This is a genomic window from Mycobacterium sp. NPDC050041 (genome assembly GCF_049541695.1).
Lineage (GTDB): Bacteria > Actinomycetota > Actinomycetes > Mycobacteriales > Mycobacteriaceae > Mycobacterium.
This window is the reverse complement of the sequence record NZ_JBMVDG010000003.1, coordinates 300,491-313,290: the sequence shown is the minus strand read 5'-3', so window position 1 is coordinate 313,290 and position 12,800 is coordinate 300,491. Positions and strand designations below refer to the sequence as shown.

Annotated in this window: 14 protein-coding genes; 9 read left to right on the top strand and 5 right to left on the bottom strand. The window is 67.1% G+C overall.

What is annotated here, in order from left to right; genetic code table 11:
- Complete coding sequence (manA, locus tag ACPCHZ_RS11910) at positions 1-1,227, top strand: mannose-6-phosphate isomerase, class I (RefSeq protein WP_423484948.1); 1,227 nt, start codon at positions 1-3, stop codon at positions 1,225-1,227.
- A 12-nt stretch (positions 1,228-1,239) separates the two neighbouring features.
- On the opposite strand, the gene ACPCHZ_RS11905 is transcribed toward manA, so the two are convergent.
- Positions 1,240-2,601 (bottom strand): FAD-dependent oxidoreductase, encoded by a 1,362-nt coding sequence (locus ACPCHZ_RS11905; RefSeq protein ID WP_423484947.1) that lies wholly within the window; start codon positions 2,599-2,601, stop codon positions 1,240-1,242.
- A gap of 76 nt (positions 2,602-2,677) precedes the next feature.
- On the opposite strand from ACPCHZ_RS11905, the gene ACPCHZ_RS11900 reads away from it, so the two are divergent.
- The 7 genes from ACPCHZ_RS11900 (at position 2,678) to ACPCHZ_RS11870 (ending at position 9,589) form a co-directional block, all read left to right on the top strand.
- Positions 2,678-4,147 carry an amino acid permease gene (locus ACPCHZ_RS11900; protein ID WP_423484946.1) on the top strand — a complete coding sequence of 490 codons (1,470 nt, stop codon included), beginning with the start codon at positions 2,678-2,680 and terminating at the stop codon, positions 4,145-4,147.
- A 175-nt stretch (positions 4,148-4,322) separates the two neighbouring features.
- A complete protein-coding gene (locus tag ACPCHZ_RS11895; protein ID WP_423484945.1) occupies positions 4,323-5,561 on the top strand; it encodes an alkane 1-monooxygenase in 1,239 nt (412 codons plus the stop codon).
- Positions 5,558-5,731 carry a rubredoxin gene (locus tag ACPCHZ_RS11890; protein WP_364971926.1) on the top strand — a complete coding sequence of 58 codons (174 nt, stop codon included), beginning with the start codon at positions 5,558-5,560 and terminating at the stop codon, positions 5,729-5,731. Before ACPCHZ_RS11895 ends, ACPCHZ_RS11890 begins: the two co-directional genes overlap by 4 nt.
- A complete protein-coding gene (locus ACPCHZ_RS11885; RefSeq protein WP_364971924.1) occupies positions 5,728-5,910 on the top strand; it encodes a rubredoxin in 183 nt (60 codons plus the stop codon). Before ACPCHZ_RS11890 ends, ACPCHZ_RS11885 begins: the two co-directional genes overlap by 4 nt.
- 107 nt (positions 5,911-6,017) lie before the next feature.
- On the top strand, positions 6,018-6,560 hold the full coding sequence (locus tag ACPCHZ_RS11880; RefSeq protein ID WP_423485361.1) for a TetR family transcriptional regulator: 543 nt from the start codon (positions 6,018-6,020) through the stop codon (positions 6,558-6,560).
- 78 nt (positions 6,561-6,638) lie between these two features.
- Positions 6,639-8,099, top strand: a complete 1,461-nt coding sequence (ahcY, locus tag ACPCHZ_RS11875) for an adenosylhomocysteinase (protein ID WP_423484944.1) — start codon at positions 6,639-6,641, stop codon at positions 8,097-8,099.
- Positions 8,100-8,323: 224 nt separating this feature from the next.
- Complete coding sequence (locus tag ACPCHZ_RS11870; RefSeq protein WP_423485360.1) at positions 8,324-9,589, top strand: lipase family protein; 1,266 nt, start codon at positions 8,324-8,326, stop codon at positions 9,587-9,589.
- Positions 9,590-9,596: 7 nt separating this feature from the next.
- Here ACPCHZ_RS11870 and ACPCHZ_RS11865 read toward each other — a convergent pair whose 3' ends face one another.
- Both ACPCHZ_RS11865 and ACPCHZ_RS11860 read right to left on the bottom strand, forming a co-directional pair.
- A complete protein-coding gene (locus ACPCHZ_RS11865; protein WP_423484943.1) occupies positions 9,597-10,106 on the bottom strand; it encodes a hypothetical protein in 510 nt (169 codons plus the stop codon).
- Positions 10,103-10,663 carry a mammalian cell entry protein gene (locus ACPCHZ_RS11860; protein WP_423484942.1) on the bottom strand — a complete coding sequence of 187 codons (561 nt, stop codon included), beginning with the start codon at positions 10,661-10,663 and terminating at the stop codon, positions 10,103-10,105. Before ACPCHZ_RS11860 ends, ACPCHZ_RS11865 begins: the two co-directional genes overlap by 4 nt.
- Before the next feature lie 122 nt (positions 10,664-10,785).
- Here ACPCHZ_RS11860 and ACPCHZ_RS11855 point away from each other — a divergent pair, with 122 nt between their 5' ends.
- On the top strand, positions 10,786-11,169 hold the full coding sequence (locus ACPCHZ_RS11855) for a hypothetical protein (RefSeq protein ID WP_364971915.1): 384 nt from the start codon (positions 10,786-10,788) through the stop codon (positions 11,167-11,169).
- A 37-nt stretch (positions 11,170-11,206) separates the two neighbouring features.
- On the opposite strand, the gene ACPCHZ_RS11850 is transcribed toward ACPCHZ_RS11855, so the two are convergent.
- Together ACPCHZ_RS11850 and ACPCHZ_RS11845 are read right to left on the bottom strand one after the other, a co-directional pair.
- On the bottom strand, positions 11,207-11,662 hold the full coding sequence (locus ACPCHZ_RS11850; protein ID WP_423484941.1) for a hypothetical protein: 456 nt from the start codon (positions 11,660-11,662) through the stop codon (positions 11,207-11,209).
- The gene (locus ACPCHZ_RS11845) at positions 11,659-12,630 is read right to left on the bottom strand and encodes a hypothetical protein (RefSeq protein WP_423484940.1); all 972 of its coding nucleotides are present in this window, start codon (positions 12,628-12,630) and stop codon (positions 11,659-11,661) included. The genes ACPCHZ_RS11850 and ACPCHZ_RS11845 overlap by 4 nt, the downstream gene beginning before the upstream one ends.
- Between the last annotated feature and the right edge of the window lie 170 nt (positions 12,631-12,800).

Genomic DNA, 12,800 nt, shown 5'->3' with positions numbered 1-12,800 from the left:
GTGCACCTGCTACGAGGAGCGGTGCGCACCTATGCGTGGGGTTCGCGCACCGCGCTTGCCGAGTTCACCGGAAGGCCAAGTCCCACAGCTCATCCCGAGGCGGAGCTGTGGTTCGGCGCGCATCCGGGCGACCCGGCCTGGCTGCAGACCGACGACGGTGAGCAGTCGCTGCTGACGGCGCTGCGCGACGACCCCGAAGGCCAGCTCGGAACGGCCTTGCTCAACAACTTCGGCAACGCCCTGCCGTTCCTGGTGAAGGTGCTCGCCGCCGACGAACCGCTGTCGCTGCAGGCCCATCCGAGCGCGGCGCAGGCCGCCGAGGGATTCGACCGCGAGGACCGGCTGGGGATCCCGGTGTCGGCGCCCATGCGCAACTACCGCGACCGCAGCCACAAGCCGGAACTGATGGTGGCGCTCGACCAGTTCGAGGCGCTGGCCGGGTTCGCTCCCGTCAGCCACACCATCGAGCTGATGCAGGCGCTGGCGGTTCCCCAGCTCGAGCTCTACCTCAACCTGTTGGCCGGCCAGCCCGACGCCGACGGGTTGCGCGCATTGTTCACCACCTGGATCACCGCGCCGCAGCCCCACCTCGACGTGCTCGTTCCCGCGGTGCTCGAGGGCGCGATCGACTACGTCCGGGCGGGACACAAGCGGTTCGCCGCCGAGGCCCGGACCGTGCTGGAACTCGGCGAGCGCTACCCGGGCGACGCAGGCGTGCTGGCCGCGCTGTTGCTCAACCGCATCACCCTGCAGCCCGGTGAGGGGATCTATCTCCCTGCCGGCAATCTGCACGCCTACCTGCACGGCATCGGCGTCGAGGTGATGGCCAACTCCGACAATGTGCTGCGCGGCGGTCTCACCCCCAAGCACGTCGACGTGCCCGAGCTGCTGCGGGTGCTCGACTTCACGCCGACGCCGGAGGCCGACCTGCGGCCCGAGATGACCCGCGACGGAATGGAAGTGGTGTACCGCACGCCGGCGCCGGAGTTCGCGGTGTCGGTGTTGGGCGTGGCAGGCGACCAGTGTGGCCACGAGATCGACGCGCCGTCGCGCTACGACGGCCCGCAGGTGCTGCTGTGCACCGAGGGTGTGACGGTGGTGCACGCGAAGAGCACGTCGCTGACCCTGCAGCGCGGCGCGGCGGCGTGGGTCGCCGCCGACGACGGGCCCATCCGGTTGGTGGCGCAGGAACCCACCACGCTGTTCCGCATCACCGTCGGCGTCTGACGCCCCGCGGGTTCAGCCGACCGCGACGGGATCGCGCGCAGCGCGCCGTTCGGCCAGCCACAACCGCATGTTGTGCCGGATCGTGCGGCCGACGAGTCGCGGCGACGGCACCATCCACAGGCTGTCGAGCAGGCTGAACCGCCGCAGAAACCATTCGGCCAGCACGGGATCGGTCTCCGCGGCGCCCAGGAACTGGTCGAACAGGCCGCCGACGGGCGAGTACCACCACGGCATCGGACCGGTGGCCCCGTGCAGCGTCAGGTCGCCGACCGCGTTCATCTGCCACACCGGGTATGTCGATTTCGCGGTGGCCTTGCTCAGCGTGCGGGCCAGGCTCTCGCCGGGATTTTCCAGCGCCCGGCGCAGGTGACCGGCCTGCAGCGACGTCATCGTCATGCCCTGGCCGTAGGTGGGATTGAAGCTGACCACAGCATCGCCGAACGGCAGAATCCCGGCGGGGAAGCGGTCCAGCTTGTCGAATCGGCGCCACCGGCTCGTCGGGTACTTGTGAAAGGCCATCTCTCCGACGGGTTTCCCGGCCCGCAGCGCCGCGGCGACATGCGAGGGCAGGATCTTGTCGGCGAGCGCGCACATTCCGGCGAAGTCCTTCGGCGGCTCCACCTTGCCGACACCGAAGGTGGTGACGTTCCACAGGCCGTCCTCGTAGAACAGCATCCCCACACCGAGCGGCAACTCGTCCGACGCGCCTGCGACCACCACCTTCTCGGCGAGCAGGCCGTCGGGCACCTGCACCTGCTGGCTGGCGTAGCCGATCCCGACGTCCACGGTGTCTTCGCGGGGACGCTCGAAACCCCACTGCGACAGCCACACCGGCAACCGGGTGCCGCGGCCGGTGGCGTCGATGACGAGGTCGGCGGGCACCGCTTCGTCGTCGTCGAGCCGCACGCCGGTGACGCGCTGGGCGGCGGCGTCGAACGTCGGTTCCGCCACCAGCCGGCGAACGATGTCGACATTGGGGATGGCGACCACCCGGCGGCGGATCTGCCATTCCAGCTGCGGGCGGCTTGGCACGTAGGCGGTGAATTCGTCGCGCAACGTGTGCTGGGTGCCCAGCACGTGACCGGCCGCGCCGAAGTGGATGCAGTCGGGCCGGTTCTCCAGAATGGGCACGCCGGCGGCGACCATGTCGTCGAGCAGGCCGGGGAAATGGCGCTCGAACTCGGCGGCGCCGCGGGCCATCAGCAGGTGCACGTGCCGGCCCTGGGGGACGGCGGCGCGGTTGGCCGGACCGTCGGGCAACTCGTCGCGCTCGAAGACGGTCACGTGCTCGTAGAAGTCGGAGAGCACCCGCGCCGCACACAGTCCGGCGATGCTCCCCCCGATGACGATTGCGTGTTTAGTACTCCGCCCCATCGGGTGCACAGTACCCGGTAGATTTCGCACACCCGGGCGAGAATCTGGTCCGCACCGGATCCGAAAGGAAATCGTCATGAGCGGCAGATGGCGCACCAAATCCGTGGAGCAGTCGATCGCCGACACCGACGAACCGAGCACCCGATTGCGCAAGGATCTGACGTGGTGGGACCTCACCGTGTTCGGCGTCTCGGTGGTGATCGGTGCGGGCATCTTCACCATCACGGCGTCCACCGCGGGAAACCTGACGGGCCCGGCCATCTCGATCTCGTTCATCCTGGCCGCGATCGCCTGCGGGCTGGCGGCGCTGTGTTACGCCGAGTTCGCCTCGACGGTGCCCGTGGCGGGCAGCGCGTACACGTTCTCCTATGCCACGTTCGGCGAGTTCGTCGCCTGGATCATCGGCTGGGACCTGATCCTGGAGTTCGCCGTCGCCGCGGCCGTGGTGGCCAAGGGCTGGTCGAGCTACCTGGGCACGGTGTTCAACTTCGGCGGCGGCGTCGCCGAGGTCGGCGGCTTCAAGGTGGACTGGGGCGCGTTGGTGATCATCGCGTTCGTGACGCTGCTGCTCGCCCGCGGGACCAAGCTCTCGGCCGGCGTCAGCCTGGTGATCACCGTGATCAAGGTCGCGGTCGTGCTGCTCGTGGTGGTCGTCGGCGCGGGCTACATCAAGATGAGCAACTATTCGCCGTTCATCCCGCCGGCCGAGGCGGCCGAGGGTGGCAGCGGCGCCGAGCAGTCCCTGTTCTCGTTGGTCACCGGCGCCGAGGGCAGCAGCTACGGGTGGTACGGCCTGCTGGCCGGCGCGTCGATCGTGTTCTTCGCCTTCATCGGCTTCGACATCGTCGCGACCACCGCCGAGGAGACCAAGAACCCGCAGCGCGACGTGCCGCGCGGGATCCTCGGTTCGCTCGCGATCGTCACGGTGCTCTACGTCGCGGTCGCCGTCGTGCTGTCGGGGATGGTGTCCTACACGGTGCTGCGCGACGCGGGGGAGAAGGCCAACCTGGCGACGGCGTTCTCCGCCAACGGGGTGGAGTGGGCCGCGACAGTGATCTCGATCGGCGCGCTGGCCGGTCTGACGACCGTCGTGATCGTGCTGATGCTGGGCCAGACGCGGGTGTTGTTCGCGATGTCGCGGGACGGGCTGATGCCCCGCCAACTGGCCAAGACGGGGGAGCACGGCACGCCGGTGCGCATCACGCTGATCGTCGGAGCCCTGGTGGCCATCGCGGCGTCGGTGTTCCCCATCGACAAGCTGGAAGAGATGGTCAACATCGGCACGCTGTTCGCCTTCGCGCTGGTGTCCGCCGGTGTGATCGTGCTGCGGAAGACCCGCCCCGACCTCGATCGCGGCTTCCGGACACCGCTGGTGCCGCTGCTGCCGATCGCGGCCATCGCGGCCTGCGTCTGGCTGATGCTCAACCTGACCGGGCTGACCTGGATCCGCTTCCTGATCTGGATGGCCATCGGTGTGGTCGTCTACTTCGCCTACGGCCGCAGGCACTCGGTACTCGGCCGCCGCGAAGCCGCCTCGGTCGAGTAACACCCCCGCCTCACCCACCCCGCGATTTCGGCGCGCTTTCGATCGCTCAGCGACTGGAAGCGCGCCGAAGTCGTTCCGGTCGCTTTACAAAACAGCCTTTGATGTCTAGACAACGGACAAACCGAGTCGTATAGTCAACCCAAGACGTGATCCCGATCACCGAGGAGGCTGTTCGATGGCGACCGAAATTTCCGACATCACCGCTGATCAGTGGCGCGACAGAAAGCGGTATCTCTGGCTGATGGGGTTGATCGCCCCCACCGCCCTGTTCGTGATGCTGCCGATCGTGTGGGCGCTCAACGACCTCGGTTGGCACGCCGCGGCCCAGGTGCCGTTCTGGATCGGCCCGATCCTGCTCTACGTGCTGCTGCCCGCGCTCGACCTGAAGTTCGGCCCCGACGGCCAGAACCCGCCCGACGAAGTGATGGAGCGGCTCGAGAACGACCGGTACTACCGCTACTGCACCTACATCTACCTGCCCTTCCAGTACGCCAGCATGATCGTCGGCGCGTACCTGTTCACCGCGTCGGACCTGGGCTGGCTGGGCTTCGACGGCGGTCTGGGCTGGCCGGCGAAGATTGGCCTCGCGCTGTCGGTGGGGGTGCTCGGAGGGGTGGGCATCAACACCGCGCACGAGATGGGGCACAAGAAGGACTCACTCGAGCGCTGGCTCAGCAAGATCACCCTGGCCCAGACCGGATACGGCCACTTCTACATCGAGCACAACCGCGGCCATCACGTCCGCGTCGCCACCCCGGAGGACCCGGCGTCGGCGCGCTTCGGCGAGACGTTCTGGGAGTTCGTGCCGCGCAGTGTGTGGGGCAGCCTGCGGTCGTCGTGGAAGCTGGAGGCCCAGCGCCTGCGCCGCAACGGCCGCAGCCCATGGGACCCGAGGACCTACCCGGGCAACGATGTGCTCAACGCGTGGGCGATGACGGTGCTGCTGTTCGGTGCGCTGATCGCGGTGTTCGGCGTGGCCGTGATCCCGTACCTGGTGATCCAGGCCGTCTTCGGCTTCACGCTGCTGGAGACGGTGAACTACCTCGAGCACTACGGCCTGCTGCGGCAGAAGACGGCCAATGGCCGCTACGAGCGCTGTGCACCCGCGCACAGCTGGAACTCCGACCACATCGTCACCAACCTGTTCCTCTACCACCTGCAGCGCCACAGCGATCACCACGCCAACCCCACGCGCCGCTACCAGACGCTGCGCAGCATCGACGGCGCGCCGAACCTGCCGAGCGGATATGCGTCGATGATCGCGCTCACCTACTTCCCGCCGCTGTGGCGCAAGGTGATGGACCATCGGGTGCTCGACCACTACGACGGCGACATCACCCGCGTCAACCTGCACCCGCGGATGCGCGACAAGATGCTGGCGCGCTACGGGGCGGTGGCGGAGGTCTCCCGATGACCGCCTACCGCTGCCCCGGATGTGACTACGTGTACGACGAGGCCAACGGCGCTCCGCGCGAGGGATTTCCGGCAGGCACAGCGTGGGATCAGGTCCCTGACGACTGGTGCTGCCCTGACTGTGCGGTGCGCGAGAAGGTCGACTTCGAGGAGATGGGAGCAACCCGATGAGTGACTACAAATTGTTCGTCTGCGTGCAGTGCGGATTCGAGTACGACGAAGAGAAGGGCTGGCCCGAGGACGGCATCGCCCCGGGCACCCGGTGGGACGACATCCCCGAGGACTGGAGCTGCCCGGACTGCGGCGCGGCCAAGTCGGATTTCGAGATGGTGGAGGTAGCGCGGTCTTGACCGCTACCCTCGCGCGTGTGACCAGCCCGCGCGACCGTCGAAGCGCGCAGCGCATCCCGTACGCCGAGGCGTCGAGGGTGCTGCTGCGCGATTCGATTCTGGACGGGATGCGCGACATGCTGACGACCCGGGACTGGTCGGCGATCACGCTGTCCGACGTCGCCAAGGCCGCCGGGATCAGCAGGCAGACCATCTACAACGAGTTCGGCTCGCGGCAGGGCCTGGCGCAGAACTACGCGCTGCGGCTGGCGGACCGCCTGGTCGACGCCGTCGACGAGGCCATCGAGAGCAACGTCGGCGACGTGCACGCCGCGTTCCTGCAGGGATTCCGTGCCTTCTTCGCCGAGTCGGCCGCCGACCCGCTGGTGATCTCGCTGCTGTCGGGGGACACCAAGCCCGACCTGTTGCAGATCATCACCACCGACAGCGGCCCGATCATCACCCGTTGCTCGGACCGGCTGACGGACACCTTCGCCCACAGCTGGGTCAGGGCGAGCGATGAGGACGCGGGCGTGCTGGCCCGTGCGATCGTCCGGCTGGCGATGAGTTATGTCTCGATGCCGCCGGAGGCCGACCACGATGTGGCCGGTGACCTGGCCCGGCTGATGACGCCGTTTGCCGAACGATACGGTGTCATCGAGCAGAATTAGCGGCGCCCCGACCGCGCCGACTACTGTGTAATCAGGCTAACTAAATGGCCTCACGCGTGCGCACGAAAAGGAATGCATATGACTGAGTTGAAGGCTGACAGCCTCAACGGCATCGACTTCAAGGTTGCCGACCTCTCCCTGGCCGAATTCGGCCGCAAGGAGATCCGGCTGGCAGAACACGAGATGCCGGGCCTGATGTCCCTGCGTCGCGAGTACTCCGAGGTGCTGCCGCTCAAGGGCGCCCGGGTCTCCGGGTCGCTGCACATGACCGTGCAGACCGCGGTGCTGATCGAGACGCTGGTGGCACTGGGCGCCGAGGTGCGCTGGGCGTCCTGCAACATCTTCTCCACCCAGGACCACGCCGCGGCGGCGACCGTCGTCGGCCCGCACGGCACCCCGGAGGAGCCCAAGGGCGTCCCGGTGTTCGCGTGGAAGGGCGAGTCGCTCGAGGAGTACTGGTGGGCCGCCGAGCAGATGCTCACCTGGCCGAACGAGCCGGCCAACATGATCCTCGACGACGGCGGTGACGCCACCATGCTGGTGCTGCGCGGCGCGCAGTTCGAGAAGGCCGGCGTGGTTCCGCCCGACGAGGAGGACGCCTCCGACGAGTACAAGGTCTTCCTGAACCTGCTGCGCCAGCGGTTCGAGACCGACAAGGGCAAGTGGACCAAGATCGCCGAGTCGGTCCAGGGTGTCACCGAGGAGACCACCACCGGCGTGCTGCGGCTGTACCAGTTCGCCGCCTCGGGTGAGCTGACGTTCCCCGCGATCAACGTCAACGACTCGGTCACCAAGAGCAAGTTCGACAACAAGTACGGCACCCGGCACTCGCTGATCGACGGCATCAACCGCGGCACCGACGTGCTGATCGGCGGCAAGGCCGCCCTGGTGTGCGGTTACGGCGACGTCGGCAAGGGCTGCGCCGAGGCGCTCAAGGCCCAGGGCGCCCGGGTGGCCGTCACCGAGATCGACCCGATCAACGCCCTGCAGGCGCTGATGGACGGCTTCGAGGTCAAGACCGTCGAAGAGGCCGTCGGCTGGGCGGACATCATCATCACCGCGACCGGCAACCAGGGCATCATCACCCTCGACCACATGCGGTCGATGAAGCACCAGGCGATCCTCGGCAACATCGGGCACTTCGACGACGAGATCGAGATGGCCCGCCTCGAGCGTGACCCGGACATCCGCCGGATCAACATCAAGCCCCAGGTCGACGAGTTCGTCTTCCCCGACGGCCACTCGATCATCGTGCTGTCGGAGGGTCGTCTGCTGAACCTGGGCAACGCGACCGGCCACCCGTCGTTCGTGATGAGCAACAGCTTCTCCAACCAGGTGATCGCACAGATCGAGCTGTGGACCAAGAACGACGAGTACGACAACGAGGTCTACCGCCTGGCCAAGCACCTCGACGAGAAGGTCGCGAAGATCCACGTCGAGGCACTCGGCGGCTCGCTGACCAAGCTCACCAAGGAGCAGGCGGAGTACATCGGCGTCGACGTCGAGGGCCCGTACAAGCCGGAGCACTACCGCTACTGAGTTCGCGCGCCGACGTGCGCTCACGGCGAGGATCAGCCTGATTTCTCGCAGTGGGCGCACGTTCGGCGTTTACGGGCCCGACGAGTCAGCTCTCAAAGCCTGGGTCCCGCATCGTATCTCGTCGTTCGACGACCAAACCGCCGTGGCGTCGTTATCGAACTGTTAACGTTCGCGCCGTGGGTCGGGGGATTCGAGCGTTTGTCGTGCTGTTGTCGTTCGTCGTGATGACGGGATCGGCGACCGCGTTCGCCGACGACCCGACCATCGACGACCACAACCCGTATTTCAACGAGGACGAGTACCAGGCGTTCTACACACCGCCGGATCCGCTGCCGCCGGGCCAGCCGGGAGACGTGGTGCGCTCGGAGCCGTCGCGGCTGGTGCTCGAGCCGTCCGGCCAGCTCGGCATGATCATGGCCAACGGCACACGAATCATGTACCGCAGCACCGATGCCCGCGGAAACCCGAACGTCGTCACGGGCACTTACTTCGAGCCGCACAACCCGTGGCCGTTCGGCGGGCCGCGACCGCTGATCGTCTACGGGCCCGGCACCCAGGGCCAGGGTGACCAGTGCGCACCGTCGCGGCAGTTCAACCAGGGCATCCACTGGTCGCCGTATCTCGACCTCGCGTTCAACTACGAGGAGCTCTTCGTCGCGACGATGGTGGCGCGCGGGTTCGCGATCGTCATGACCGACTACGAGGGCCTCGGCACACCCGGCCTGCACACCTACGTGAGCCGCGTGTCGCAGGGCCACGCGATGCTCGACGCCGCCCGCGCCGCCAAGCGGCTGCCCGGCACGTCGCTGGCGCCCGACGGCCCGCTGGCGTTCTGGGGGTACTCCCAAGGCGGCGGAGCGGCGGCGTCCGCGGCGGAGATGGCCGAGCTGTACGCCCCCGAACTCGACGTCAAGGGCACCTACGCCGGTGCGCCGCCCGCCGACCTGAAAGCGCTCTTCCCGTTCGCCGACGGCAGCATGCTCGTCGGTGTCGTCGGCTATGCGCTGAACTCGGTGATGACGGCCTATCCCGAGCACGAGGCGGCGATCCGCGCGACGCTGACCCCGCGCGGCGCCGACATGCTGTTCAAGGTGCAGGACCAATGCATCGCCGAGACGATCTCCAAATTCATGTTCCGGCACCTCCAGCCGTACTTCAACCAGGACATGAACACGCTCGTCGGCCAGGAACCGTTCAAGTCGCTCTTCGAAGAGCAGAAGCTGGGCAAGACGAAACCCAACGCGCCGGTCCTGATCAACGCCAACAGGTTCGACCCGCTGGTGCCGTGGGCGCCGGCGATGCAACTCGGCCGCGACTGGTGTGCCCAGGGTGCCGACATCGAGGCCCGCACCAACGAGCAGCCGCCGTTCCTGAACAAGGCAGTGGTCAACCATGCGCTGCCGATGCTGGTCGACGGTGAGCCGGCCATGCAGTGGATCGCCGACCGGTTCAAGGGCGTGCCGACGGCGCCGAACTGCGGACGGATCTAGCGGCGGGTCACACCGGCTCGAACGAGCTGATCAGCCACTGATCCTGCACTTTTCGCAGACCCACCTGGACGGCGGACTCACTTCGCTGTGGCTGCGGTTCCGCGCGCTTGGTGGTCTGCTGGTCGACGAACACCAGCACCGACGCCTCGTCGGTGCCCAGCGACTCGACCGCCGCACCGATGACTTCGGCGTCGGTGGTGATGCGTTGTTGCTGTGCCTGCGGCACGATCGTTTCTTCCAGGAGTTCGCGGTATTCGACCTTGAAGTCGCCGGTCAACAGCGGTTCGACGGTGTCGGCCATGGTGGCGACCGAGGTCGGCGTGTAGGAGAGAAGTCGGGGGACCACCTCTTGCACGTGTTTCTGTAGCTGCTCCGGGGTGGCGGCGGGGCCGGTCGGGCGGCTGGCGGGGACGTCGCCGCCGGCCTGCCACACGCCGATGGCCGTCGCCACGACGATGCCGAGGGCCAACAGGACGTTGAACGTCCACCAGACGATGCGCGCGCCGGTCGAGTTCACGACACGAACTCCACGTCGGACGCCTTGAACCCGGCCTCGGATTCGACGACGGTGATCCGTAACCGCCACGATCTCGGTGTGGCACCGGCTCGGCCCATGTTCTCCGTTTCGACGCTGACCGCGACGAGAACCTTTGCGCCGTCCGGGTCCAACGATTCGATTCCCGCGCCGCCGACCGTGCCGGTGCTGACCGACTGCGACGTGCGGACCGTCTCGACGAACTCGCGGGAACGCTTGGCGAAGTCGGCGTGGAACGAACCGGTCGAACTGTCGAGCACCCGCTGGACGTCACGGTCCGCGGTCCGGTAGTCGATCGTGGCGAGGTTCTTCGCGACCGTCTCCCCGGCGTCCACATAGGGTTTCCAGTCGGCTTCGGCGACGGGCGCCTTGGTCGCAACCGGATTGATCTTCCGACCCTGCACGCCGGCGAACGTGATCGCCGCGATGAGGGCGACGGTCAGGACGACAGGCACGGCGAGGACGAGCGCCATGGATCCGCGCCGCGCAGGGGGTGGCGGGTGGCCCCGATGGCCCGGGTACGCCGGCGGTGTCGTCATGATGCAGTGAATCTACCGCCGGGGCGGTGCCTCGAAACTCACGTCTTGGCGGCTGTTGTGTGCGGCCTACGATTGACTGGCCGTCCGGTGGCTGCCGGTGCGAGACGTGGGGGTGCAGGGGAATGAAGACGGTCACCATTGCCTTCGACATCGACGGAACGCTGCGCGACAACACCATCGCCGACGGCTTCGTGGCCAACGAGCGCATCCGCACGCTCCTGATCACGCTCGCGAGTATGAGGAACACCCGCATCCTGTTGTGGTCCGGCGGCGGGGAGGCGTATGCGCGCCGCGCAGCCGAGGCGCTCGGGATCGAGAAGTACGTCGACGATTACGGCGACAAGGGCTACGGCGGCTACGACGCCGACGGCCGTCCGATCTTCCACACCGACCTGCGGCCGGACATCGCGATCGACGACATCCATGAATGCGAGTTGGGCACACTGAATCTCATCGTCGACGAGAAGGGGTTCACCCCCGGCTACGTGCCACCGGACCAACGGTGACCCGGTGTAGCTGGTGCCTGATCGGTTCTCATCGCATCTATTCCGTGCCACTGCGGTGCGTCTGCGACCTTTCGAGCGTCTCCGCGCGCGCGGCATCGAAGTGCTTCTCGATGATCGATCGCACCCAGTGCAGCGGTGTCTCGTGACGGTCGTGTTCCCGTCGAGCGGTACGCGCCAGCTCGTCGAGCGGAAGCTCAGGGCGAGCCTTCGACATGCCCAGGAACCGCCACAACCTCGATCTGCTGCGCATTCCGTATTCGTTCGCCGCGTGCAGCGGTGCGATCATGCAGTTCGTCTCACCCTCGCGCGACGACCGGTAGATCTGCAGCCGGCAGTCGCTGCCTCGGTAGTACACGATCGACAGCGGGCGCCCGGTTGCTCCGTCGTCGAGCCCGTCGAAGATCTCGTCGAGCACGAGACCCCTGTCCGACAGGACAGGGCCGACGGTCTGCTCGACTTCGGTGGCGAATTCGGAACGCGCGGCGGGGCTCATGGGGCAGCGTCCGCGCTCTTCTTCGCGTCGATCGCCCGCAGCGTCGCGCGGGCGGCGCGTTCGGCCAAGCTCTCGTCGCTCACTTCGCCGTGGACATTCCACTGCCAACTGCCCACGTAGGTGGTCGCGGTGTTCTGAAGGCCCGGGAACCCGATCTGGAGGTCGTCGTGCGCAGGTGAGGTCCGCCTGCTCTGACCCAGCGCTTCTCGGACCATCTCGATCACCACTTCTGCGGCGTTGCCGACGTAGCGCCCGGTGCCTTCCTCTTCCATGCCGACGAGGTAGGCATCGGGCGCGCCCTGCCCCCGGGTATCGCGGTTCGCTGCTACCCAGCAGCTTCTCGCCCAGTTCTCGACGATGATCCTGTCGGGCGCAGTGAACATGGGTCGTTCGAGTCCTTCGAGGGCTGTCGCGAGTACGTGGACGCCATCGTAGGGATAGCTCCACAGGCTTCGCGTCGGCTCGCAGCCGCCGACTTCCCATCTGCGGTGGTAGGGAACCGTCAGCCCATCGCCCTTGCGCATCCTTGCCCGCAATGCCGCTGCGATGTCGGACGCCGAGCCCCGCAGCGCCACATGCTCTTCGACGTCGGTCAGCTCCGGGACCGGTATCTCGCCGATCACCTCGTACTTGTCGGGACGGTACATCCCGGGCAGCCCAGAGACCTCGTCGAATCGTCCACCGAGATAGGTGACGTTGGCGGTGTCACCGACGATGATCCCGACTTCGAACCGGTACCCGCACCATCGGGCCACGGTGCGGATCCTGTCGAGTCGCTCGACGTCCGTGTTCTGGACGATGGCCTCGCCTCGGACCCAACTCTTCGTGGACGCTGTGAAGCCCGGGGGAAGTGGGTCGTCGTCGGAGTGGAGACGCACGCGATCGCTGAAGCTGTGCGCGAAATACTCGCGGCCTTCGTACGTCGCGTACTCACCGGAGGCGCGGATGCCGTGTCGTTGGTTGTCCATCTACTGATCTGGTGTGTCGTGTTCTGATCGTTTACAGACTGCTGTCGCAGCTCCCATCAATTCAATCAGTCGTTCTTGCGACAGCAGTACTCCGGCACGACATGCTCCTGCCTGCAGATGTCCGTTGGAACCCGCAACACCGAGCGAGCCGTTCAACTCCACTTCGGCTC

Excerpts from the sequence above, each read along its gene's own strand:
- ACPCHZ_RS11885 (WP_364971924.1), top strand. The coding sequence starts at position 5,728 with ATGAGTGACTACAAATTGTTCGTCTGCGTGCAGTGCGGATTCGAGTAC.
- ACPCHZ_RS11850 (WP_423484941.1), bottom strand. The coding sequence starts at position 11,662 with ATGAGCCCCGCCGCGCGTTCCGAATTCGCCACCGAAGTCGAGCAGACC.
- ACPCHZ_RS11890 (WP_364971926.1), top strand. The coding sequence starts at position 5,558 with ATGACCGCCTACCGCTGCCCCGGATGTGACTACGTGTACGACGAGGCC.
- ACPCHZ_RS11895 (WP_423484945.1), top strand. The coding sequence starts at position 4,323 with ATGGCGACCGAAATTTCCGACATCACCGCTGATCAGTGGCGCGACAGA.
- ACPCHZ_RS11905 (WP_423484947.1), bottom strand. The coding sequence starts at position 2,601 with ATGGGGCGGAGTACTAAACACGCAATCGTCATCGGGGGGAGCATCGCC.
- ACPCHZ_RS11880 (WP_423485361.1), top strand. The coding sequence starts at position 6,018 with ATGCGCGACATGCTGACGACCCGGGACTGGTCGGCGATCACGCTGTCC.
- ACPCHZ_RS11860 (WP_423484942.1), bottom strand. The coding sequence starts at position 10,663 with ATGACGACACCGCCGGCGTACCCGGGCCATCGGGGCCACCCGCCACCC.
- ACPCHZ_RS11845 (WP_423484940.1), bottom strand. The coding sequence starts at position 12,630 with ATGGACAACCAACGACACGGCATCCGCGCCTCCGGTGAGTACGCGACG.
- ACPCHZ_RS11855 (WP_364971915.1), top strand. The coding sequence starts at position 10,786 with ATGAAGACGGTCACCATTGCCTTCGACATCGACGGAACGCTGCGCGAC.
- ACPCHZ_RS11900 (WP_423484946.1), top strand. The coding sequence starts at position 2,678 with ATGAGCGGCAGATGGCGCACCAAATCCGTGGAGCAGTCGATCGCCGAC.
- ahcY (WP_423484944.1), top strand. The coding sequence starts at position 6,639 with ATGACTGAGTTGAAGGCTGACAGCCTCAACGGCATCGACTTCAAGGTT.
- ACPCHZ_RS11870 (WP_423485360.1), top strand. The coding sequence starts at position 8,324 with ATGACGGGATCGGCGACCGCGTTCGCCGACGACCCGACCATCGACGAC.